At 33.2% G+C, this 25,330-nt stretch carries 23 protein-coding genes; all 23 read right to left on the bottom strand.

The window, feature by feature from the left end; translation table 11 throughout:
• Nucleotides 1-131: 131 nt before the first annotated feature.
• Nucleotides 132-947: a CatB-related O-acetyltransferase gene (locus tag DYE26_RS32125; RefSeq protein WP_051985335.1), complete on the bottom strand. Its 816-nt coding sequence runs from the start codon at nt 945-947 to the stop codon at nt 132-134.
• Between the two features lie 243 nt (nt 948-1,190).
• Complete coding sequence (locus DYE26_RS32120) at nt 1,191-2,207, bottom strand: hypothetical protein (RefSeq protein WP_115311369.1); 1,017 nt, start codon at nt 2,205-2,207, stop codon at nt 1,191-1,193.
• Nucleotides 2,200-3,429, bottom strand: a complete 1,230-nt coding sequence (locus DYE26_RS32115; RefSeq protein WP_082207713.1) for a hypothetical protein — start codon at nt 3,427-3,429, stop codon at nt 2,200-2,202. The genes DYE26_RS32120 and DYE26_RS32115 overlap by 8 nt, the downstream gene beginning before the upstream one ends.
• Before the next feature lie 63 nt (nt 3,430-3,492).
• Entirely contained in the window at nt 3,493-4,350 is an 858-nt protein-coding gene (locus tag DYE26_RS32110) for a carbohydrate deacetylase (RefSeq protein ID WP_036620861.1), read from the bottom strand.
• A gap of 11 nt (nt 4,351-4,361) precedes the next feature.
• Nucleotides 4,362-5,387: a glycosyltransferase family 2 protein gene (locus DYE26_RS32105; RefSeq protein ID WP_036620859.1), complete on the bottom strand. Its 1,026-nt coding sequence runs from the start codon at nt 5,385-5,387 to the stop codon at nt 4,362-4,364.
• 25 nt (nt 5,388-5,412) lie between these two features.
• Entirely contained in the window at nt 5,413-5,856 is a 444-nt protein-coding gene (locus tag DYE26_RS32100; protein ID WP_172531737.1) for a PIG-L deacetylase family protein, read from the bottom strand.
• Complete coding sequence (locus DYE26_RS32095) at nt 5,832-6,095, bottom strand: PIG-L deacetylase family protein (RefSeq protein ID WP_115311367.1); 264 nt, start codon at nt 6,093-6,095, stop codon at nt 5,832-5,834. The genes DYE26_RS32100 and DYE26_RS32095 overlap by 25 nt, the downstream gene beginning before the upstream one ends.
• A gap of 327 nt (nt 6,096-6,422) precedes the next feature.
• Entirely contained in the window at nt 6,423-7,493 is a 1,071-nt protein-coding gene (locus DYE26_RS32090; RefSeq protein ID WP_036620854.1) for an undecaprenyldiphospho-muramoylpentapeptide beta-N-acetylglucosaminyltransferase, read from the bottom strand.
• 207 nt (nt 7,494-7,700) lie between these two features.
• Nucleotides 7,701-8,504: a formylglycine-generating enzyme family protein gene (locus DYE26_RS32085; protein WP_036620851.1), complete on the bottom strand. Its 804-nt coding sequence runs from the start codon at nt 8,502-8,504 to the stop codon at nt 7,701-7,703.
• Entirely contained in the window at nt 8,485-9,156 is a 672-nt protein-coding gene (locus tag DYE26_RS32080; RefSeq protein ID WP_036620848.1) for a WbqC family protein, read from the bottom strand. Before DYE26_RS32080 ends, DYE26_RS32085 begins: the two co-directional genes overlap by 20 nt.
• Nucleotides 9,140-9,799 carry a hypothetical protein gene (locus DYE26_RS32075; protein WP_036620844.1) on the bottom strand — a complete coding sequence of 220 codons (660 nt, stop codon included), beginning with the start codon at nt 9,797-9,799 and terminating at the stop codon, nt 9,140-9,142. The genes DYE26_RS32080 and DYE26_RS32075 overlap by 17 nt, the downstream gene beginning before the upstream one ends.
• Nucleotides 9,800-9,850: 51 nt before the next feature.
• Nucleotides 9,851-10,105, bottom strand: coding sequence for an acyl carrier protein (locus DYE26_RS32070; protein ID WP_051985333.1), 255 nt, complete (start codon nt 10,103-10,105; stop codon nt 9,851-9,853).
• A 14-nt stretch (nt 10,106-10,119) separates the two neighbouring features.
• Nucleotides 10,120-11,604 (bottom strand): class I adenylate-forming enzyme family protein, encoded by a 1,485-nt coding sequence (locus DYE26_RS32065; protein ID WP_036620843.1) that lies wholly within the window; start codon nt 11,602-11,604, stop codon nt 10,120-10,122.
• 17 nt (nt 11,605-11,621) lie between these two features.
• On the bottom strand, nt 11,622-13,202 hold the full coding sequence (locus DYE26_RS32060) for a BtrH N-terminal domain-containing protein (protein WP_036620841.1): 1,581 nt from the start codon (nt 13,200-13,202) through the stop codon (nt 11,622-11,624).
• A gap of 48 nt (nt 13,203-13,250) precedes the next feature.
• Nucleotides 13,251-14,234 carry a 4Fe-4S dicluster domain-containing protein gene (locus DYE26_RS32055; protein ID WP_036620840.1) on the bottom strand — a complete coding sequence of 328 codons (984 nt, stop codon included), beginning with the start codon at nt 14,232-14,234 and terminating at the stop codon, nt 13,251-13,253.
• Between the two features lie 113 nt (nt 14,235-14,347).
• Complete coding sequence (locus DYE26_RS32050) at nt 14,348-15,310, bottom strand: dimethylarginine dimethylaminohydrolase family protein (protein ID WP_051985332.1); 963 nt, start codon at nt 15,308-15,310, stop codon at nt 14,348-14,350.
• A gap of 35 nt (nt 15,311-15,345) precedes the next feature.
• Complete coding sequence (locus DYE26_RS32045; protein ID WP_036620838.1) at nt 15,346-16,566, bottom strand: phenylacetate--CoA ligase family protein; 1,221 nt, start codon at nt 16,564-16,566, stop codon at nt 15,346-15,348.
• A 93-nt stretch (nt 16,567-16,659) separates the two neighbouring features.
• Nucleotides 16,660-17,727 (bottom strand): thymidylate synthase, encoded by a 1,068-nt coding sequence (locus tag DYE26_RS32040; protein ID WP_051985331.1) that lies wholly within the window; start codon nt 17,725-17,727, stop codon nt 16,660-16,662.
• A gap of 139 nt (nt 17,728-17,866) precedes the next feature.
• The gene (locus DYE26_RS32035; RefSeq protein WP_036620836.1) at nt 17,867-18,871 is read right to left on the bottom strand and encodes a radical SAM protein; all 1,005 of its coding nucleotides are present in this window, start codon (nt 18,869-18,871) and stop codon (nt 17,867-17,869) included.
• 461 nt (nt 18,872-19,332) lie between these two features.
• The gene (locus DYE26_RS32030; RefSeq protein ID WP_036620835.1) at nt 19,333-21,123 is read right to left on the bottom strand and encodes an ABC transporter ATP-binding protein; all 1,791 of its coding nucleotides are present in this window, start codon (nt 21,121-21,123) and stop codon (nt 19,333-19,335) included.
• Nucleotides 21,107-22,855: an ABC transporter ATP-binding protein gene (locus tag DYE26_RS32025; protein ID WP_036620833.1), complete on the bottom strand. Its 1,749-nt coding sequence runs from the start codon at nt 22,853-22,855 to the stop codon at nt 21,107-21,109. Before DYE26_RS32025 ends, DYE26_RS32030 begins: the two co-directional genes overlap by 17 nt.
• A 1,356-nt stretch (nt 22,856-24,211) precedes the next feature.
• Nucleotides 24,212-24,913: an RNA polymerase sporulation sigma factor SigK gene (sigK, locus tag DYE26_RS32015; RefSeq protein WP_036620831.1), complete on the bottom strand. Its 702-nt coding sequence runs from the start codon at nt 24,911-24,913 to the stop codon at nt 24,212-24,214.
• Between the two features lie 57 nt (nt 24,914-24,970).
• Entirely contained in the window at nt 24,971-25,324 is a 354-nt protein-coding gene (locus DYE26_RS32010; protein ID WP_036620828.1) for a hypothetical protein, read from the bottom strand.
• Between the last annotated feature and the right edge of the window lie 6 nt (nt 25,325-25,330).

Below are 25,330 nucleotides of genomic sequence, written 5' to 3'. Positions count from 1 at the left end.
CAAAATAACTCATAAATTAACACAAATTATATGGAATTTTATATCCAGTTCGTCAACTCACCTTTGTCTATAGGTGATTCTATGATTCACTTAATTCGTGTTTTCCTACTATGAAATGTTATAACCAAGGTCTAATCTTCCATTCTCTTTGTAAAATCATGAATTAATATTTTTTCACTAGTAGCTGATGGTATACCATAAATAGCATCTTCTGCTAAGTCAAATTCAATTTTATCTGGATTATATTTAGAAAACCCTTTTGAGATTCTGCTTTCAATTTCATAAATGGTAGATTCTATATTAGTGATATCAACACCTTTTAAAATTGCAGGGCCATAATCCCACCATTTTAGCTCGAGAAGTCTTTCAACAATCTTATCACTAAATCTTTGCTTAATGGTTTTAGCAGCGACCCCTCCGACGACCGTATATGGCGGCACATCTTTAATAACTACAGCTCTTGCCCCAACAATTGCACCATCACCAATTTTAACTTCTCTAGCTATATAAGCACCATTTCCAATCCACACATCATTACCTATATCAATTTGGCCCTTTCTTGATGTTAGATCATCCATTTTTTTACATATTACTTTCGTAAACTCTGGGTCGTCATAAAGTACCTTTGCTGCTTTCCATGTTTTGTCAAACTCCCCTGAAAACATGGGATGTGGCGTCAGCGACTCTGTTGGATGTTCAGCATATCCTGTCACAACACTTGGCCCAAGAGCACAAAATCTACCGATACTATTGACGTGCAGATAATATGAACTGTGCCCGGTATACGTGAATGCACCTATCTGGCCACTATCGATCCTTCCCAAACCTAGCTGAACAGGGCTTTCTACGACCACTGACTTTCTTTTTTTCCCCCAGGACCCTAATCTAACGAAATCAACTACGTTAACTCCATGGTTATTCAGTCCTAAACTAGGATTTAAATTCATAAATCTCTCCCATTTTTATTTACATATTAGTATCACACTTTTGAATACATTCCCTCTTAATGGAATCTGTAATCAAGAGTTTTTTAGGAAATTAAAGCTATCGCTAGGTCCAAAGTTTACCCTTTCGAGCAGTATCCTCAAAAAATTGATTAATGCAACAATTATCTCCACTTCTCGTCTAATCCCTAGACTTTAAATGATAAGAACTATATTTTACATTACAGTCAGTTAGATACCTACCTTTTATAAATTAATACTTTGAACAAATTCATTTAATAAGTATACACCCTGAATATATAATGCCTCTGCTATTCTGTCAGTTTGGGAATGCATAAAAAAGGGTGGGGCGCTTAAAAAATGAACTGCTTCTATAAATGAAGTTCTTGCTTTCCAATTACTACAATCTGAGTATGTTGCATGCCTATTAATATTTTTATCCAATTGATTCTTTATAAGATTATATTCCTTAAAATCACGATGGCCATTAATTAAAAACAATATCTCTGGATATTTTCCACTGTAGTTGATGTCAAATTTAAACGAACCACGTTGAATTTCATGTGAATAACCATCAATTGATTGGTATAATTTTGCCAAATCGTAGGCCAAATCCCCCCCCTTATTAGTTACTCTTGGATCAAGTAGAATAATGTCGATATCACTTTTATTCTTAAAATCAAACATAATATGATTTGCTTCAAGGTCACCATGAACTAAACCAATAAAAGGTGGTGACAATAATTTAAAATAACTTGAGTCAACTATTTTGTTCAATAAATTAGCTCCATTAACACATTCCTTTCCATTTATAATAAGATACGGTGAATTTATTAAATTAAATAAGTCAGCTCTTTGATTGAGTAGATACTTAATTCTATTTATAGCCCTATTGTAGTGCATTACTAGAAAATAATCTTTGGGAGTTGGTATATGAAACTTGGGATAAATCTCCAAAAACATAATATCAATCAATTTTTCTAATACTAATATTATTTGATTCTTTTTAATTGAAGAACTTAGTAATGCCTCATCAAGTTGCAGCATATTATAAAACGGCATTAAATAACTTACATATCTATCGTTTATAGTATATTCTTCAATCCTAGGAAAATACTTTTTTATGTTTTCTGGTAAACATTTCAAATAAAATATTTGATCTATTGTTGTCTGTCTCTCGTTTTCATTTGCAATCTTTCTCATAAACTTTTTACCATTTAGTTCAATCATGTTGACTGAACTAAAACTAATACTATTAACCATTTTTTTCCCCCTCATTCGAATTTAGTTTTTTAGGTATTGGTTTTGCAGGTACTCCGTAGACTACTGTGTCTTCAGATACTTCTTTTGTTACAACAGATCCTGCACCAGTAATAGCACCTCTTCCAATATTTGCAGGAGCAACCAGTAAAGTCCCACTACCAATAAAAGCTCCCTCTTCTATTTTAGAAGAGTATTTTCTTACACCATCATATGTACACGTAATAGTTCCTGCCCCAATATTTACGTTTTTTGAAACATTAGTATGACCAATATATGAAAAATGTTTACATTTACTTTTCTCTCCAATGATTGAATCATTGATTTCACTATAAGCTCCGATTTGAGCCTTATCTTTAATTACCGTATTTCCCCTCAGAAATGCATACGGCCCAACTGATGAGTGCTTTTCGAGAGTACTATCTATAACATAAGACATCATTACTTCTGCTCCTTCACATATTAATGCATTTTGTATATGCGAAAAGGAATGAATTTTTGCGTTGGACTGAATTATTGAACATCCACGTATTATAGTGTATGCACCTATACTTGCTCCAGGTTGTATTCTAACTGATGCATCAATTTGTACAGATGTAGGATCATCAAAAATAACACCTTGTCTTTGCCATTTTCTAATTAATTCTTTCCTTATTGTATTTTCTGCGATAGAACGTGTTTTTTCGTCAATTACAGTAACACTAGAATTATTTATAACTTTTAGGCTACCATTAATCTCAACTAGTTTTATTATTTTTGATAATAGTGGTTCGGAGTTTTTTATATTAGGTAAAATCTCAAGAAATTTTTCCTTTTTTATAGAAACAACTCTAGGTAACCCAGCCAAATTTTCACTGGAAATATCACAAAAATACGAAGCATCATATTCTGAAGAATCATTTGACAAAAGACTTAATAATCTGTTTGTTTTACAGAGCGGTTGATTTTGTTCAATAAACAAAACCGAACCACTTTCCAACTCTTGAACATACTGAAATAATTCATTTATATGACTTATCCCATTTACCTCTTTTGAAAGTGATGTTTTTTCTATCATTTGAGTGTTACCTAAATAAAGTAATTTATCCGCAATTGATTCTACATTTTCAATTACAAAATTAACCATAGGTTTATTAGCTAGACAATAGTTATTTAAAAGAACCGATGTATCATGATAACCATAATTATTTGTTAAACAAATTACAACTAGACTAAATTTTTCCAATTCACACACACCACCTATAATATATTTTAAACTAAGATTTTTACCCAATTAGATTTTTTGCATTCAATTTCTTATCTTTAATGAATGAAAAGAAACAAGCTCTATTCCATTCTCTTTAATTAATTCAATAATCTCTGGGCTAGTTAATATTAATAATTCATCTAACCGTGCGTCTTGATATGAAGTTTTTTCTTTAACTTCACTATCTATAAATCCTGGATGTGTCATCAATTCTGTCGTTCCTACAGATAATTCGTTCAATATGCTTTTAAGAGACGCAATAGAAACATAATCACCATAAAAGTTAGCACAAAAATGATCAGGACAAATGATCTTATATTCACCTAACATCTTATTTAATATATCCAATTGAGTTTCTAGCCCATCTACTGGCACTTTGCCCAGTAAGTTTTGTAGTGAATTTTCTGAAAATTTATTCGTTTTAATCCGAGGAGCACGTGCTGGGATATCGTACAACTTAGCGGTTTTGAGATACACTTCAAAAAAAGACGGATGAAGATAACACCAATGATGACAATCAATATGCCCTGGTTTTGTCCCTGTTATTGAAATAAATCGATCTAATTGTGAGCAAAATTCTAAAAATAAATGATCAGGTTTAATCTTTTCCCTATTTTTATAGGCATCAATATAAAATCTTCCGTCTTTTTCAACTAACGATGGTACAATATTTGGCGATAGTAAGGGATCGTCCTTGTTAAAGACTAAATGTACTCCAACTTCAAGCTCCTTATAATCAAGCGACTTTAATAATGCTTTTTCCGTGTAAGGTTGATTCATCATAGTAGTTGTACTTGTAATAATTCCCTTTTGATGAGCATATAGAATTCCTTCAGTAATCGATTGAGTAAGTCCATAATCATCTGCATTTACAATTAATTTCTTAAAATTATTACACAATATAATTCTCCTTATCCGGGAATTTTGACTTTTTTTCCACCAAAATTGACCCCTCCAGTAATATATTTATACAAGGCAATCCATGAGGTGAAAGGATAAAACCAAAACCATACAGGACTATATAAAAACGTATATGATGGAACTAAACCTCTACCGTAAATTAATTGCCCTATAAGAGTAATTATCAAGACTCCGAAAGTTATCATTAGAGTAACGACAGAAGCAAATTTAGGACTGACTATCAATAAAATAATAAGAACTGGTAGGATTATGGCATGAATGATAAATCTAATAGGCAAGGCTAGATTTTCATAAGCATAGCGAATTCGTTGTTCAAAAAATTTTTTTTGGGATATTTTTTGAGTTGCTTCTATAGATAAATCTTTAATGAATCCAATCGAATATTTATGCCTTCTAAAATGGTTTTCTATCGTAAATTCATCAAACAATGCGTCTCTATTAGGAAAACCTATTTTTGAAATATGCTCTTTACGGAAAGCTAAATGACCACAATATTGCTTTCTAAAATCAGTAATATTAACAAAAAACAACCCACACATATCAATCAATACATCAGGTGAATAATTATCAAAATTAGGCATTGTTTTAAAACAATCATACTCATCAAAAGATTTGGTAAGCTTTACTAGAGTATCGCGCGTTATTCTAAAATGATCATCTAGAAGAAGAATTTTATCATGGACTATGTATTCAAGTGCTGAGTAAATACCATTTAGTTTATCGTTATCTCCATCACGATTCTTATAGGAAGGAATAAAGTGTATTATATGACTATATTTCCCAATATAAAAATCCATATATTTGAAAACATCACATGGGCTTTCGTTTGCAATCACAATTTGGCAACAATCTTCCCTAATTTGCTGAGCGAATGTATTAATATACTCTATAAAATTATCAAGATTCTCATCTTTTATAGTTTTTATGGGTATAATAATTGAAACTTCTAATTTTTCTTTTTTATCAAAATATCCTTTATAAGGTGAATACTTCGGTTGGTCAGAAGATATAGTCATTTATTGTAACCCCTTTTTCTTTCGACTATTCAACAAAATTATATATTAGTTGAAACACTTCTACTTTTTTATCACTCTTAGCAAAATCATATCCAACTGAGCAAGCATAATACCTGGACCTTATATCGTGAAATTCACTTTCTAAATAAAATCGACCCTTTTGAGTTTCATGGTATTTAAGTGCTTCTATCTTTGAATTAAAATAATCTGTTATCTCGACAAAAAAATTGGGAATAAAACCAGATCTAAATACTTGAAGAGGCTCACATAAAAGTATAGTATTTACAGTTTTTATTCGACTTGCGGAATTAATTACAGCTTTTCCGACAACATTATGATCCTGGTGGTCGACTCCATATGCATCAGGAAAATGAGTAATAATAATTTCAGGTTCAAGTATTCTAATCTGATGCTCTATTGATGAAATCAATTTATTATTTAACACTAAATATCCGTCGGTAAAATCCAAATTGACAACTTCGATATTACTTTTTTAAAAGCTTCTCTTGTTTCCTTTAGTCGTATTCCATTATCTAAAGAGTTTATTTCCTGCTTTTCTTTGTCTATTAAAGAAATGCCATTCTCACCTGCACAAACAATTATTACCTTACAAATATAGCCCTTATCCTGATACTTCCTAAGTGTTCCAAAACATCTTAACTCTGCATCATCTGGATGTGCCATTATTGCCAGAACTAATTTATTCATCTAATCCCCTCCAAATATCAAATCATCGAAATATTAATCTTGTGAATTTCAGCACATTAGATAATTTGTTTATTCTATTTTTTAGAAACATGACCTAATTAGAGCGAAAATGGCCCAATAACGAAACAAAGGGTGAAGTCCCACGTATCAATTAACTCCGCTTTCTTGAATGTCCATGGAAAAGAGTGCTTTTAATAAATTTATTGCTAATGTGGGAGCATGGGCTTAGTCTTATCCAATAAAATTGGCATATCCAAAAGGTTAAAATTAATTTTCTAGACAATTCAAATGACAGAAGAACATGGTTATAGAAATCTGGCAACTTCACTAATACGCTCGACTTACATTCTTAATAAGTTCAAGTAACAATGAAGTAGCATTATTATTTTTAGGGTATGCCATGTTTTTTTTGTATAAATTCCGGTTATTATATAGCTTCATAACATTCTCAAATAAGGATTTCTCGGATAGTTGTTCTTCATACAAGATTTCACAATAGCCTGATGCCTGAAAATAACGAGCGTTCAAAATTTGATCTCCCCTACTCTGAGCCTTAGTTAAAGGGATTAGGAGCATGGGTTTACAGTGATACAAAAACTCGAAAATTGAATTAGCCCCCGCACGAGAGACAATAATATCTGACATTGCAATAATGTCAGGCAATTCTTTACTAAGATATTCGTATTGTCTATAGAATGGAGAAGAAAACATTGTATCAATTTGACCTTTACCACAAATATGTATAACTCTGAACCTTTCTAAAAGTCTGTGTAATGCTAATCTTGTTGTTTGATTAATTGTCCTCGATCCTAGGCTCCCACCTATTACTAGAACTATTGGTTTACTTTTATCAAATCCACAAAATTTTCTTCCTCGTTCGGCATTCCCATTTAGGATCTCCTCTCTAATCACTGGTCCTATAAATTCAACTTTATGGGAATTTTTTAATTCTTTTAAATGAGGAAAAGTAGTACATACTACTTTTGCAAATGGAAAAGATATTTTATTCGCAAGTCCTGGTGTTATATCAGATTCATGAATTACTATTGGTACCTTATTTAACCATGCACCTAAAACAACAGGAACAGAAACGAATCCTCCTTTTGAGAACAATATCTCTGGCTTTCTTCGCTTAATTAATAAATACGCATCAAGTACACCCTTAATTACTTTATAGGAGTCTTTGATATTGTTTATATCCAAGTATCTCCTTAATTTTCCTGTAGAAATTGCGAAGTAATTAATTCCTTCAATCTTAGTTACTAGCTCTCGTTCAATTCCGCGATGTGAGCCTACATAATCTACAGACCATCCTTCTTTAATAAAATATGGAATCAATGCCAAGTTTACAGATACATGCCCCGCTGAACCACCGCCAGTAAACATAATCCTTTTCATGTTCCACCTCCAAAATCAGTAAAAAGATAAAATCCTTCTTGTTTAACAAAAAAATATTTGGAAAAACTAATGTTTGATTTAATCATTTTTGAATTTGATTAAATCAGAAAAAAATTTGGAAAAATCGCTCACATTAAGTAAAACTATGTGAAGAAATCAGGGAATAAATAATCCAGCTATTAAGTGTTCTAATAATTCCGCTTACATTTATTCATTAATACATAACCTAAAACCAACATTAAAATTCCTGTCTTGAACTTGGGAATAATGCCTGTTAGAACATCTAGAATGATAAAAAGGATATGCAAAAGAACCTCCTCTTATAACTCTCCCTGGACTCCATTTTTCGCCTTTCCACGGAGCAAATTCGGGGCAATTTGGGGGACCAACAGGATTAACAATATCCCCCATATCATAGTAATAAAACCAATCTTTACACCACTGCCAAATAAGCCCATGCAAATCATATATGCCGGATTTTGTGACTGTACCTTTTTTTACCTCACGAGGGGCGGTCAAAGGAATTTCATTCACCTTCCTTACTAAGCCAGCTTTTCTTAACTCCTCTGACTTCCTACAAAAAGTTAAACAATCACACTTATCTTTTGCAGCATTTTCAAATTGAGCTTCACTAGGTAAGTCGAATTTCATTTTATACTTTGCTGATAGCCAGTCAATATATTTTTGGGAATCAATATATGAAACACCTATAATTGGATAATTATCACCTCGTCCATTTATTTCCAAGAATGAAGGCCCCGGTACCAATTCATCTTTATCCATATCCCATACTTCAACAAAATAATCATGTTCATAACCTGTTTCCCTAATAAATTTCATATATTGAGACACTGTTACTGGTGTTGACTGTAAATAATATGAATTTGTGATATTAATTAATCTATTTACCTCTAGATTATTAGCAAATTTATCATCTTTTAATGCTCCCATCAGAAACTGATTAGGGTCTATTTTAATTAACTCGATATCATCAATTTGTATTGTTTGCATTGAGTTCTTTTGCCTCCCTAAATATGTTTATAAGTTCTTTTGCTCTTTCAAGTCTCTTGTTTTTTCCATATAAATATGAAATAGTTGAATCATAATCATCAATATGAGGAGTTATAAATTCGATCGCTATATCCTCAAAACTATCTTCATTTAGATACGCTTTGGAACCTTGACCAGAAATATATGTTGTAGCACCTAGATGCTTGCATATATTGTATAAAAGTTCATTTTTCTGTCCTGAAATTTTAAGATGGGAACTTAACATTATTGGTGTGTCAATTTTCAGTTCATGTCTACACATTTCGAGGAATATCATATTAATATCAATCAATTTGTAATTATTATATATGGCACCATAATTACAGGTATTAGAATTAAAATTCATTTCCATCTTACGAATCAGCTTGCGTTTCCAACCATAATCTGGAGCTACTCTGACTTCGTTAATCTTCCTATAATAGGAATTTTTCTCGACCGGTACAGTAAACCATTCCATTGAGCCATTCTGTGTTTTGAATCTATTTCTATTTTGAAAACTTCCTCTTCCTTGAAATTCAACATCATCAAGGATTACAAATAGATCGCTATACACCATTTTCTGGAAATATCCTAAATAAGGAATATGTTCAGGTTGGCTAATTGCTATCTTCATTTTTTTTCACCGCCAGAATAAGCATATAAAAATAATCTAAATTTTGTTTTTTTTCCCTACAGACTATTTTATAATCAATAACATTCAATTTTTGCATTTCAAATACTTCTAAATATTTTTTAATAACTTTGTTCATATCAAGACTCGAACTTTCAGTATTGTAAAATTTTTCTCTGATAGACTTCCATTTTTTGTGTTTATAATAATCATAGGGTTTTCTAACTATATTGATTGCAACAATTGTGTCTCTGCGAACAATTTTATTTAAGTAAGAAATAAAATCAAAATGTTCGCAATATTGATTTTGTTCCCCATATAAACCCAATGGATTATCAATACTTATAATGTTGGCATCATGTTCTAAGTTCTCATAAGAATCATTTATTAATGAAAGAACTGTATCTTTTACGACAAAACAGCCATTATTAACATTTGTTAAAAAATCTTTTCTTAAATTTCCTTTTATTTCCCAACCAATCGTTTTATTACAGAAAAGAGATAAATATTTCAAAAAAATTTGGCCTGTTCCACCGAATAGTTCAAGAGTTATTAATGGATCAGAAATATACCTTTTAGCCAAATCTATAATAGTTGCTGTACAATCTTCAATAAATGATTCTCTTTCAAGAATTTCTTTATCCATTTTTCTTCCTACTTTCTTTGGGTTAGATAAGCCATCAGTCACCATTGGTAATTAATAACATTTTTTTGATTCAACTAAATTTCTAACATCCGCATATGATCTGAAATTTTCAAAAACTAACTCCTCATTCGAAAATTCAATATTAAATTCTTCTTCTATTCGAGCTATTAAATGTATAATCGAAAGTGAGTCAAAACCCAAATTATTTAATAAATCCGATTCATCAGTAATATTTGTCAAAATTTTTTTTCTAATTGAGAGACTTTCAATAATCTTCTTTAATTTTTCATCAAGTTTCTTATTCAAATTTAATTCCTCCATTATGTTCTTTTAATTTTCCCATTCCGAGTACGTTTAAAGTCATTTACAAAATATATTTTCTTAGGCACTTTATAAAATGATAGGTGTTCATAACAATAGTTTAGAATATCATTTTCTGTTGTATCCAATTTATTTCCGTACAACATAATTTTTGCAATCGGCACTTCTCCTAAAAGGTCATGATTTTCTCCCTTGACCAGTACATTTTGAATTGATTCGTGTCCTAAAAGTACTTCCTCAATTTCCTCTGGGTAAATATTCTTACCCCCACTGATAATTACATTTTTTTTCCGTCCTAGAATGTATAAAAACTTTTGGTTGTCAAATTTTCCATAATCACCTGTATATAGCCAATTATCTCTTATTGCCCTTTGAGTAGCTTCTTCGTTCTTATAATATCCTTTCATGACATTATTCCCCTTAACTATAACTTCACCTACTTTTCCACATTCAACGTCTTCCCCCCTTTTATTTACAATTCTTATTTCAACACCAGGTATTGGTAATCCAACAGACTTAATTTTATTCCAGTGTTCTGGTAGCAAATGTGAGATTCTTGCAGATGCTTCAGTTTGTCCATACATATGTATAAAAGTAATATCAGGATTAGCACCCTTTATTTTCATTATTTTTGCTTTTGGAGTATCCCCCCCTCCAAAACATATAAACCGTAACGAAGAAAAATCTTCATTGTTATAGTTTTTTATATCTTCAAACAAAACAAATAAAATAGAAGGGACACAAGTATAATTGGTTATTTTCTCTTTGCTTACAATTTCAGCGAATTTTTTTCTAGTGATTAATCCATCCATAAGATATATTGACGCCCCCATGTACAGATGGGTGAGAAATTGAGATGTATTCCCAGATGCCAAATGCAAAGGTAAACTAATGATAGTTTTATCATTTTGGTCAAGTTTTAATGATTCAATTATGGAGCAGACATTACTTAATAAATTCTTGTGTGTTAACATCACTTTTTTGGGATTACTTGTAGTTCCAGATGTATGCAGCATAATCGCAACACTTTCATCATTGAAAGAAGTACTTTGCTTAAAATTAATAACTGGAAGACTATCGGATCCATATGTCAGAAATGTATCTGTCTCTATGTTATAAACCATCACTTTGAGTTTATTGTTTCTTAGAACCTTGTGCAAAAATTCACTATATCTAGTATTTGTAATTATGATTCTAAGCTCACAAAATATAATTTCTCTTATTATTTCTTCCTCTGTCGATCTTACATCCAGAGGGACTATTACTTTTTCTAAAAAAGTAATAGTGAAATATGAAATTACATATTCAATTGAGTTTGGAATAAAAATCCCAATATTTTCTGTTAAATTGCAATAACCGCCAAATATTTTAGTTTTATATATAACTTTGGAATAAAGTTCTTTGTAAGTTATTGAAGATATTTTAGTTTTTATAGCTATATTTTCATTATTACTGTTAATATTTAGAATTTCCTTTATTAACATCGTTAACACCTGCTTATTTATTTTGTAGCGTACTCAATACAGTTCCCTAAGCTAAAATCAATATTAGAAAATTCAATATTGAGTCGTCTTGCTTCTTCCCATGTTTTACAACCTACCCCAATCGAAAATAATTCACCATCATCATTTAGAGGTAAAATTTGTATAATCTTATTTTTTTCATAAGTAAGTCCAAATTCATACTCTTCCCCGATTTTCCTTACACTAAGAGAGACTCTGTTAGTATTTATTTTAGTTAATCCATACGGAGTATTGTCACCTATCTTCGAAAGAAATACAGTATTTGAACAATGAACCCCCCAAAAATAAAGTTTTCCTCTCGTAGTTCTAAATACTATTCCAGCATGAAAAAAGACATAATTATCAAAATTATCAAATATCAGTGTCGTATTAAAATTGAAATTTTCATTATATATTTTTTCTCCTTTAAGATATGCTTTAGGTGATTCATCATTTACCCACGAATTATACACTTTAGAATTATTGAAATTGAATTCAATGCAATCGTTTTCTTTAATTTTCACTATGAGATCTTTATTATTTTCGATGTTCCATCTCATATTATTATCAAATATGTTTATGGGAGAGTGCTTCTTAATGAGTACGGATATCTCATTTTTAATTTCAAATAACAAATCACGGATTGTTATTTCATTTAATGTGGATGATAGGGTGCTTTTTTCTATATCCGTTTTTTTATTTCTGTGAAGACATAAAATAAAACTTAAATTGGCTTGCTTCCAAGAAGAAATCAATATTTCAGATATTTCCTTTAAACGCAAAATATTCCGATTACTAATTGGTATATTTTCTAATAAATTGATAGTTTCTTTAAACAGCACTTCTTTATGTTTCACTATCTGTAACAATTTCATATTACTAGAGTAAATCTGGTCATTTGATAATAAATCAGATTCGATACATGATCGCATAATATCTAGTTCAATAAACGGCTGATTTACAATATTTCTTGTTATAAATTCAAAATAATCATAAACGAAATACAATTGATGAATATTATTTCCAACAAGCTCTATAGAATAAATCCATTTTGAATTGTAGATTTTATTATATGAGGAACTTGTTGATTCTAATGTTTTGAAGTCTATAACAAATTCGTCATAAAAGTGAATATTTTTTTTATTCTGAGTTCCATCAATTATAAAGTAAATTTGTTTTTCTTCATCGTATCCAGAAACTAAATATAAATGGGGCCAATTTTCTTCCTTATAATATATTGAATACGGAATTTCTTTTTGATTCCCTTTTATAAAAACAGGGTGATTACAATTTATCTCCTCTTTAATAATTTTATGTATATTACCAGATGAGGATACTTCAATTTTGTTCAAACTAAACCCTACTTTTGGTAGAATTATTTCGAACACACCAAACAAACTATTGATTTCGTTAAATTTGGTATTATACGACAATAAAAACTTTAGATATGCGTAGAATAATGAAGAATAGTTATTTCTCATTCCTTCTATCGCGATCCCTAGCGGTTTTTCAAAACAAGATAGATAGTCTAATAAGTAATGCTCTTCTAATGGTTTTATATGACTTAATAATTTTCTCATCAATTTTAAACCTCGATTTTTAAAGTGATCCAAAAAACACTATCAATACTACGGCCAACTATCAATTCCAGGGATATAGGTTATAACAATATGCACCTCTTCATCGCCAGTAACTTTAACCCCGTGTGCATATCCAGGTGGTATCATTATGCAAGTTTGCTCTCCATTTGATTTTAAAAACTGTGTCCCAGTTGGACCTTTCGTCCATACTTCAAACATTCCTCCCCAAAGAAGCATAATTTCTACTTCCTTATCGTGAACGTGTGCATCTTCCGTATTTATTTTCATATCCAAATACTGAAAATCCAAATTTGGTAACTCTTGTTTAGTAATATATTTACCATATTTAGAAATAGGTCCATCCTCAAAAAGAATATTACTTTGTCTTCTAAACAAAGGCCTCGTTATTTGAGGTACTTCTTCAGCTCCATCAACACTCTGGAGCGAAATACTAACTTCGACTAAATTTACAGGCATATCTCCCAAATGATATATTCCATAATTGCAAAATGGTGGTATATAAGCAAAAATTTGTTCTCCTTCAGATTCAACTTTTTGTAAAGATATTTGATCTTCAGCCCATAGCTCGAACCCCCCTCCCCAAGCTAGAAGAACTTTAATCTTCTCTTTAGAAAAATTTACTTCCCTTGATTTAGAATTTATAAGATTGAAATCAAACCCTACTCCAGGTAACTCTTCATTTGTTATATATTTAATTTTTGAATTATTAGCTTTAATCAAACTACTTTCTTTTTTAATTATAGGGACGACTCCTGGGAGAGACTGTAAACTGAACTTTTGTAAAGTTCTAATTACTCTATTATTTTCCAATTTAATGGCAAAAGCATTACAAGGGTTAATGTCAACGCAGCTTAAGCAGCCACTGCATTTGTCAGAGTCAATATAAAATGTTTTTGCTAGTTCAATATTGTTGTCATCTCTTTTAATAGCATTATTATCTGGACATAGATCAAAAAGCATGCAGAAACCACATTTAAAGCACAATCCATCCTCAATAATAGCCTTAATCATATTTATTTTTCATCTCTTCCATTATCATTATTATTTCTAACCCAACATATTTCCGCCTATTTGCAAAAGAAACATTCCTCGTAATATTAACTGATCGAAGTTATCACAGAATGTTAATTTCTATGTATGACACCAGTTAAACAGTGAACTGCCCCCCCACCCTTCATTAATTCTGAAACATCAACTTCAATGCATCTAACATTATGATTTTGATATATCTTGAGACAATCCCTACTACCTTTATTAATTAAAATAGTCTCTTGATCAATGCTTACAAAATTTATCGCCATATATTTATCAACTTCATGGGTGTTTGATAATTCTATAATGTCAAAGCCATGTCTTTTTAAATATGAGTAAAGTAAATAAGAAGCTCTTTTTGGAACTAATACCGCAGTCTTTGGCGTTAATATATTGAAAACGCCGTCTAAATGCCCACATCCATAGGTTGTTTGGATTTTTACAATTTCAGTAAAGCCCATTTCTTTTAAAATAATCTCTATATAATCAAGAGCTCTCAAATTTGTTCGAATCCCCATTCCAAGAAAAACAAGATCCTCATTAATGATTACGATGTCAGGACCTTCCAGCAACATATCATTGAAGGGAGTTGCAATTATCGGAATTTTCAGATCTATAAGTTTCTTAGCAACTAATTGTTCCTCACCTTTTCGAATATCTGATGCCATTCTCGATAGGATTGCCCCTTGAGGTGTCATTGTGAATAAGTCTCTTACGAACATTAAATTTGGAAATCTTTCATATTCTCCCTCAATATAGTCAACTATCACACCATGCTCTCTGTAGATATTAGCCAAATTGTCATGCTGTTCACGAGCTTTCACAGGATCAAGAATATCAGTCCATAACAAATCTGAAGCTGAGGTTTTATTTTCAATTTCTTTTCCTGGACGTCTTAGCAGTACATGTCTTAAGTTTGAGGATTCTTTCGTTACTCCACAACAAGCCCATATATTACCTAGCTCTTGAATATGCAAAGTCCCCCTCTCAATCCATCCTTCTCCACCGTGTGCAGAATCAATCAGACTCAATGAGTTGCTCATTCTTTTACTCACAATGAAACCTCCTCTTATCAGGTACTTAGTTTTTATTATTTGCATTGACAAACAAACCACGACATTTTCTGTGACTTTTCATTAACAATAAATTTATCCGTCAGTTCGACGTGCAATTTAATTTCATAACCTAATGATTCACCTATTGTATATTTCACTTTATTGTAGTTAATTGATTTACTATTATCTTTCAGGTGCACTCTCAACTCAAATTCAAAAACATTATTTTGAATCAATTGAAACTGAATCACATCATTTTCACTTGATTCTGTAAATATGTTATTTACTGTTCTTAGTATAGACGGAGAGCTAAATCCTATGGGTCCACGAATCATATCAACCTGTCTATAACCTGTTAAATCTATAATTGGACTATTATTCCCACAACTACATTTGAAATCTAGAAAAGTTGCAAAATCACCAGTTGAGAACCTAATTAATGGGAATGAAAGAGAGTTCAAGCTTGTTATAACAACTTCACCAGTTTCCCCAGGCTTCACATGACTTCCTTTGTTATCCAAAACTTCTACAAATACATTGTCATCTGTAACGTGTAGGTTATTTTCCTTGCATGAATATGCCACTCCCCAACACTCGCGTAATCCATACATATTACCAACCTTACAATTAAAGACTTCTTCAATATACTTTCGTTGATTCTCTGATAATCCTTCTGCGCGATTTTCTATATATTTAATATTAGCTTTTTTGATATCTTTTTGATTTCTAACAATATAATTCGCCAATAGGGTAAGCGCTCTCGCTGGTCCTTGAAGCATTTGTGGTTTATAATCATTAAGTACCTCAATGTATTGCTCTAATATCTCATCTGTTAAATTATTCAAAGAAAGTAAAAGCCAATTGTCATCAGAGATACTAATTGGTGTGTTTGATCTTGCATAAAAAGCAGCAATTTTTCGAACATCTAACATTTCACCTATTCTGGTTTTCCTCTGTTTAAGTAGACTAATACTACTATGCATCTGCTCATTTAATGTTCTTGGAATTTTAATCGGCGTTCCAGTCGTACCTGAAGTACTTTCGTATATCAACTCTTTCTTTAAATATTTTTTTGAGTAAAAACAATTATAGTTTTCTCTGATAATATTTTTATTAATTAATGGTAATTTTTTAAATTGACTATAAGTTATTTTGCTGACATCGATGTTATTTAAGAGAGAAGAATAGTAAATAACATTTTCTTTACTTTCGATTAGAAGCTTTTTTATGAGCTCTCCTTGTTTGACATTCCACAAATTCTCCCCCCCCTAAAGGATCCAATAAATAAATTAAAATCTCATTAAATATAAAAGAAATTTAAAAATCACAAATGATAGTAGGTTTAATTATTAGACATATTTTTCATTAATCTCGTATTTTAGTAATAACTTATCTAGCATATCTATTATTTCTTTCTTATCTTTTGGAATTAAGCGCTTATAATTATAAGCTGCTGATATTTTATAGTAATCTTCTTTAATTGTAGAAAACACATAAAAAAAATCATCATACCTTCCTTTTTGTAATAACACATAGCTATACATGATTTTCGCACAATGCTTTAGGAATTGACTTTCTAGACATCCAATTTCCTCCAATATTATTAAATAGTTTGTTTCGCTATCAAATTTTTGTTCAATCTCAAAAAAACAAAGAAATTGCGTGTCAAAATTATCTTCAGATAAATCTACCCCAGTTTGTTCAATTTCTGAGTTTGTATAAATATCATTTTTAATTCTATGTTTTAGCATCAATTTTGCACGTTCAAAATGCCTCGGATAAAGTTGTAAAAAACCTGTAAAATGATAATATTGACCTACTTCAACCTCCAGCCAATTAGCTACCATTTCTTGAAGAACAGACCATTCAAAAAAATTGATGCCTGAAAATCCCCATATAAGATCATTAGCGCGAACTGTTACATTCATATTCAATTTATTTTCACGTATTGAGAGTTGGATCCAATTATTGCAAGGTACGTCTTTAAATAAAAGGGAAATGTCTTTCTCTGGATCAAAGAGAATCATAACACCCCTATTACTACCTTCATCACTTCTTAGGACTTCAACAACTTGTTTCAACTGATCTACTCCACCGAACCAACTTCTTAATCTAGTACCATACCCCCCCCTCCAGGTTTTACCGTCATCTGAAAACCAATCAGCCCTGGGTAAATATTTTTTTAAATACGCCAGGTCATTCCTTCCCCCAAGTACCCATAGTGTCTCAGCAATTGTCTGGACAATGTTATTATTTCTGTAAGGAATAAGAAGACAACGTTCCTTAGGTTTTTCGACATGTATAATTGCAGGTGCCAATTCTAAAATATCATTTGTATAGTAGTCATAATTGTTCTGGAGAACTTCGAGTGATTTATAAAAAACATCTGTGATATTACTACCCGAAATAATTTTCATAATCAACCACCTGTTATCGAAATAAAAAAAGTAGTTATTGCTAATTTAAAAGTGAGATATAAATTTTTTAGGTATTTACTTACTTTACGTGCCCAAATTCTTGCAAATAATAACTTGCAATCATTCAAAAACGGATAAATCAGACAAAATTTACATGTTTGGGATTGTCCAGCAATATGTAATTCATAAATGTATTTTTATTAACCCAAAAACAATTGATGGGACAATCTTTTACAGCTAATGGATTATGTGAATACCATTGATCAGCAAAACTACCTTTATATATGTTTCCAAATGAAGTTTCGCTGTAACCCTGCAAAGAACAACAAGGATAAATATCTCCATTAGCCCAAACAAATGGAGACAAATATTGACAAATACATTTTAGGAACGGTTTCATTATTCCTTGAACTTCTGCCTTAAGATTAGGGGAAAACACTTTAAAGTTAGAGTCGGCTAACATTGATGCTTTCTTGATATTTTCTTCACAAACATCCAAATACTGATTTAAAATTGTAGGATTGTCACTCATTTCAACGGGCTTGAACCACACATGACTAAACCCTAAATCCTTACTCATTTTAGCAAATTCATATATTTCCTGATAATTTTTCGGAGTAATTACACACGAAGCACCAACAATAACGTTAGTCTCTTTACACAATTTCATAATTGGTTCTAAATTCAACAGATTCGCACCACGAATTTCTTTATAAATAGTTGGGTTATAAGAATCAATACTTATTCTCACCCATGATACAAAATCTAATTTATGTATTTTATCAGACTTTAAGTGTAAACCATTTGTTACAAGCCCCAATTCAAGATCGAGGTCTCGAATCTTATCTACAATATCCCAAAAGTCAGGATGTAGCGTAGGCTCCCCACCACCGGTAATTTCTACTGATTTAACCCCCATCATCTTTGCCTCTTCTAAGAGATTAACTACTGCATCCGTTTTCAAAGTTTCACCAAGATTATTCTGTTCTTTAACATAACAATAGTAACATTTGTTACTGCATTTATTTGTCAAACCAAGTTGAAGACTTACAGGAGAACACACCCCTCCACTTTTAACGATATTTAAACGGTCAAGGAAATGAACCCCTTTCCACGGGCTGTATTCCTCATATAATAATGTCATAAATCTTTACCTCCATTTGATAATTTATTTACGTAAAAAACCTAGAAAGCCTTTATCCACTCTATCTTTATTTAATCATTTATTGTAGTCACCCCTAACATTAAAATAAATCACCTTAAACCAGATGATTCAAACGTTTGCATAAACGATTATATCATCATTATTTTTAATAAAATGTTATTATTTGTCTAAAGATCATAATTTCACTGAATATTCATATATTACCAATACAAAACTAATACTTACTAGGATTTTCTTTTACTCATCAAAAAGATTTATTGAGGCTAACTTACTTTATTGAATCCTGTCTCGGAACACATAATAAATTGTAGAATAAAAAAGTATATTATTGTAAGTAAAAAACTAATATGAGATCAATTTACAACCAGTTTTAAACTGAATCTTTCATTTTTTCCTTAAAGACTATCTATGAGGCCTCAACATGATATTATAGGAGGCTATTAATACATCTCGCCAAAGGTATCAATATAACGGTCCCCACAAAACTTTTGCACTAAACCCTTACAAAACAACTCTTGAAAAGTCTTATTATTTTCCTGTAATTGGGTCAACATACCGTCACCAACGATACGACCATTCTCCATTACAATAATGCGATCCGCTTCTTTAACAGAGGAGAAATTATGTGCAATGATTATAACTGTTTTCTCAGAGGATATTTGTTCAATTGTTTTTTGGATCAAATATTCGTTGTTTTGATCCAGTTGAGAGGTGGCCTCATCTAAGATAAAAATAGTTGGCTTTTTTAGTAGCGCTCGAGAAATCATTAACCGCTGCTTTTGACCACCTGACAAAATAACACCCTTTTCACCTACAACAGTTTTATATCCATCCTTCATATCTTTAACAACATTGTTTATGTTCGTTGCGTTACACGCTTCTTCTATCTCCGCCGTTGTTGCGTTAGCATTTGCTAGCCTTAAATTCTCTTCAATTGAGAGGTTAAACAAATAATTATCCTGCATAACCATAGCAATCCGTTTACGAATATATCGTGGATCATACGCTTGTATTGCAACATCATCTAAATAAATCGTCCCGCTCTGTGCTGTATAAAACCCACACAACAAATGAACTAGAGTACTCTTACCAGATCCACTTTTACCCACAATCGCTATTTTTTCTCCAGGAGATATCTTTAAATTGATCTCCTTTACTCCTTCGCCAGTTATCTCATCATAAACATACGAAACGTTGGAGAATCTAATGGATCCCTTGAAATATTCCGGAGCATGGTTCGATTCCGTAGTTTTGGGAGGCAATAATAGTTCCAATACTCTTTGCAACGCCGGGAAGTCCTTCTTCAACTCCAAATCAAGGTTATTAATATTGTTAATGCCCATAAAAAATTGTTCGTAAAACTTCATAAAGACAATTAAGCTTCCAACTGTCATTTCATCACTGAATATGAGCAACCCTCCAAGGAAGTAAAGGTTCATTCGGGTAATAAAGAAATCCTTGAATGCAATAAAGCTTCGATTACCGTACCAATACATCTGCTGCTTAAAAAACAACTTGCTTAAACTCTTCCAGTACCCCGTAAACGCGATACTCTGCTGTTTTTCAATACCTAGTGCTTTTATTTCTTTCCAATTTCCCAGCGTTTTCTGGAGCCAACCTTCGTAGCCGCCCCATTCCTTCCTGAACCCTTCTGAAGAGCGCTTAACCCCATTGCCTAACCACCGAACCATCCAGAAAGAGAGCGGAACCATCAGAAATCCAAATAAAGCGAGTTTCCAACTTGTTACGAGTAAAATAACACCATTGGATATTGCCAACAGCCAATAGAAACCATAATTTAAAATTTGTTGCTCTACAAATGCCTCACAGCGATCAACATCGGTATCTAAACGGTTTTTTAAATCTCCACTCGAATATCGTTTTTGCAAAAGAACGTCAAACTTCATAATGTTCTTCCAAAGTCTTGTTCTTAAATCAAATGAAAATTTCATGCGGTATTTATTCAAATAATATAACTGAACATAATGAGTGACACTTTCTAATACAAACAACATTCCAAAACCAATACAAATCCAAGCTAACCAAGATACATCCTTCTTTAACAATACTTCATCAATCAACCATTTAAATAAGTATGGAGAAGCCAGACCAGTACATAGTAGAATAAGCTTAGTCAGTCCAAGTAAAGATAAATTTATAGTGTGAGATCGCAAAAACCTACGAAAACCAATGACCAGGTTATATCGGGTGTCATCAAATAATCTTTTCATGACGCTCTCCTTCAACTGCAACCCTATGCCTAAATATCCTTGCATACTCTTTACACTGTTCCAGAAGTTCTTCATGTTTTCCAACGGCAATTATTTTTCCTTCGTGCAAAAATGCTATTTTATCGGCCTTACTAATACTAGAAAGCCGGTGTGAAATTACTATAGTAGTTCGATAGCGGCACAGTTCATCCCAGGCCTCTTGAATGATCGCTTCAGCCTCATTATCTAGAGCGGAAGTTGCCTCATCCAAAACTAGAATCTTCGGGTCTTTGAGGAACATCCGAGCTATCGCTAACCTTTGTCTCTGCCCCCCAGAAACAGACCGTCCCTCTGAGCCGATTATTGTATCTAGCCCTTCAGGCAATGCATCGATAAACGGTCCTAAGCATGCATGGCGAAGGGCAAGAAGAATTTCTTCATCCGATGCATTTCGCTTAGCCATTTGAATATTGGATCTGAGAGTGCCATCAAATATCACAGGATCTTGCATGACGACACCGATATTCTGCCGAATAGACCGAATAGAAATATCCCTAATCGCTTCCCCGTCTATGAATATCTCTCCTTCAGAAGGCTCATAGTATCTTAACAACAACAACATAAGCGTAGACTTTCCCGAACCGCTTGCGCCAACCAAAGCTATTTTCTCATTGGGTTTTATAACTAAGGACAGCCCATTTAATACATTCGCTTCCGGTTTATAATTAAAGGATACATTATTAAACCGGATTTCCCCTTCACGTACATTGAGGGGTCGTCCTTTCTTATCCTCTCCCTGCTCATTCCATAAATCAAAAATTCGGCGAATAGACACACGATTTTGTTGAAATCGGGTATTCGCGGTACTTAGATTATTCAGCAACCCATTAGCTCTACTGAAATATTCAATCGTTGCGATGAACCCCCCGAGCGTAAATGAGCCTTCGATGATCAAGTAGACAGAAATGATATATAGCGAGAGGTCTGAGCAAAGTGAGAAGAAAGCAATTACTCGGTTTGACGTTAATTCCAGCTGTAGCTTTTGAACCTTCAATCCGATTAACTTTGACCATAAGCCTACGAATTTTCTTGTTACATTTCGCTCGCCCGCTAAGAGTTGAATATCCCTTAGCCCGTTCAATATTTCGAAAACCCAGCTAATCGTCTTTCCATATTCAGTCCTATAAAGATCCAATCTCAGTTTTATGTACTTTCCGAATAACATAGCTGTATATACCGATAATGGAACAACGATGAACATAAGCAATGCAATCTTAATATTCATCAGCGCAATTAATACAACCGCTGTAACCAATCTCAGGAAGTTAGCAAATACATAGAATACATTCCAATGAATCAAATTCATAAATTCTTCTGCATCTTTGTTAATTAACGTAATCAAATTCCCCGTCTGCGAGTGGTGAAACCATTTGGCCTTAAGGGAAAATACTTTTTCGAATATTTTCCTTCTGATATCAAACAGAAAACGTGTCATTAAATAAGCCCACGTTGCGTTTAGGATCAAATGTAGAGATTGTTCACTGACATAGATCATCACATAAACACCAATAATATGCAGAAACATTTGTTTGTTCTGTTGATAGAATACCTCATCAACCAGTTTTCCAAAAATAAATGGATATAACATTCCTACAAATGAAGTAACCAAGACACAAATAAATAAATTAATAAGGACCCATTTGTAGGGCCTTGCAAGCTGCATTATCGTTTTGACTTCATGTTTGAATCCCACTTTTTTAACTCTCCTATCTTAGAAAATAAATTAAAACAAAGCCAATGAACGCGCTTACAAGTGCGGATACTATTGGCGTTTTAACCACTACAACAAATAAATGTTTCTTCATTTGACTACCTCCCAAAGCTAATTTATATTCCTTGTCATAAGGAATTCAAGCTGAATTATCATTTACATCAATCTCCATTCCTAAATTCCGACAGTTCAAAATTCCATCAATCTCTTACATCTTCCTTTAGTAGTTATAAATTTAATGTTTTCTCATCAACATACAAAAGTTAATTACAAAGTAAAATTTTTCTATAATTATCATATCACAACTTGCGCAAACATTTTCACATTATTATTGAGAAAAAAGTCCATTAATGGATTTTTTCCGTAGTATAAATCGGATCCCAGCCTAAAATAGACTGCATTTTTAGGAAAACCTTATTTTTTATTGTTTTTGCTACATAAGGATAAACATTTGCTCAAACGTTTTCATAATAGAGTGGCGTATTTTGTATGCCATCCTTTTTAGTAGAAAGATACTATCCTGAATTTCGAAAGCCCATAGGAGCAAGGTTAGCGCAGGACTCAAAGGGCCTCCTTCATGTAAAATTACAGTAGATTTTCTAGCGATATTGTCTCGATTACAAGAATGAATGATAGTTCATCCCCCTCCCAAATGAAGGGGCGTTGTGGAAGGATCATTCCGTCTTCGCCGCCAAAGCCCTTATCGAATCGGGCGCAGCCGATCGGATGCTCACCAAGCAGGTCAAACGTTTGCCTTCGCAAACACCATTCCACCAAAGATACGGAGCCTCTTTCACGTTTTCAGAGCACTGTACTTTCGAAATTCAGGATCAAGTTAAATGCCAAATTTCAACCATATTTGCAATCACCTTGATGCATTTTTCTTGATTTTTTTCTATAACATCCAAATCCCCTCAGGCTTAAAAGTTCCTCTATTCAGATTAAAAAAATAATGCAAGGAAGGAGGTTTCTCAGTTCACTGCATCCTCTTCGTGCCATGACGATTTATTTATGTCGGAGGGCCCCACGTTACGCTTCAAGTTGAATAGCAGTTCCATGCTCCTCTCCGCGTCATACCCGTGGCCTAGGTTCATCTTGTCAGCCCATACGGGACCTTCTTGATGATGCGGCAAGATTTACTTCATGCTACGGCCTAGCCTGTTGCCCTCCTCGCCTTGGACCAGTAGTTAGTTTCATTGGTACGCTAACAAATTTCGCCATCCACAGGCATTAAATCTACGCTGGGGCTTAGCCCTCTTCGAAGACTTTAACCTATAAGAGTATGCATGCCTCAAGGGCACGCGATAATTTTTAGTCTGTCAATCGACAGACTAAAAATTATCGCTTCGCCTTATAAAACTCATGATACAGCTTCATGAGCGCTCTTTTTTCGATCCGCGACACGTAACTGCGGCTGATCCCCAGTTCCTTGGCGATTTCGCGCTGAGTCCGTTCTTCTCCCCCATGCTCCAGCCCGAACCGCCCTTTGATCACTTCCTGCTCCCGTGCGTCCAATATATCGAGGTTCCGGTATATTTTGCTCTTTTCCATTTTGAGCTGTACCCGATCCACCACATCATCTGCTTCCGTCCCCAAAATATCGATCAGGGTAATCTCATTGCCTTCCTTATCCGTCCCGATCGGATCATGCAAAGATACGTCCTTCCGCGTTTTTTTCAGCGATCTCAAATGCATGAGAATCTCGTTTTCGATACACCGCGCCGCAAACGTTGCCAATTTTGTGCCTTTTCCCAGACGGAAGCTTTCGATGGCCTTAATCAGCCCAATCGTGCCGATCGAGATCAAATCCTCCAGATCCTCGCCGGTGTTGTCGAACTTCTTCACGATATGCGCCACAAGCCGTAAATTGTGCTCAATCAAAATGTTGCGGGAAACCGCATCCCCTTCAGCCATCCGCTGAAGATGCTTCGTCTCCTCCTCCTCCGTGAGCGGCTGAGGAAACGCGTTGTTTTTCACATAAGAGACGAGCAGCGTCAACTGTTTGATGAACAGCGCTATGGCGGTAAACAATCCTGGCATAGATGACACCTCCTGCTGAATCACATGGCAATGAAAACAAACCTGCTTCATTTTGGGTCATTTCATTGTATGTGGGCGGAGGCCCGACCGTGCCTGTACGGGGGGAATTTTGACTAGGTTAATTGCCCAGTGACGGCATCCTTTTTCTTCTTTCTTAGCTGAGGGGCTAATTGTATATAGCGCCAAGGCCCCATTTATTGAGCCAAGCCAAAAGAGGATTAAAGCAAGTTTCAAGGAGATGTCCGGAATACCGTCTTTTATTAAACCAAACAAGAGCATAAAAACCGCTCCAATAAACATCGGACGTAAGACCAGATCTTTGGTCTCAGCCAGGTTCTGTGTTGGAGAAATGAAGAACTGGCCGGCATACTGTAACCCCTGTGCCGTCACATACCCGGTAATTCCCAGCATAATATT

It is taken from the genome of Paenibacillus macerans, assembly GCF_900454495.1.
GTDB classification, from domain to species: domain Bacteria; phylum Bacillota; class Bacilli; order Paenibacillales; family Paenibacillaceae; genus Fontibacillus; species Fontibacillus macerans.
The sequence above is the reverse complement of the archived record's forward strand: the minus strand, read 5'-3'. Positions and strand labels throughout refer to the sequence as shown.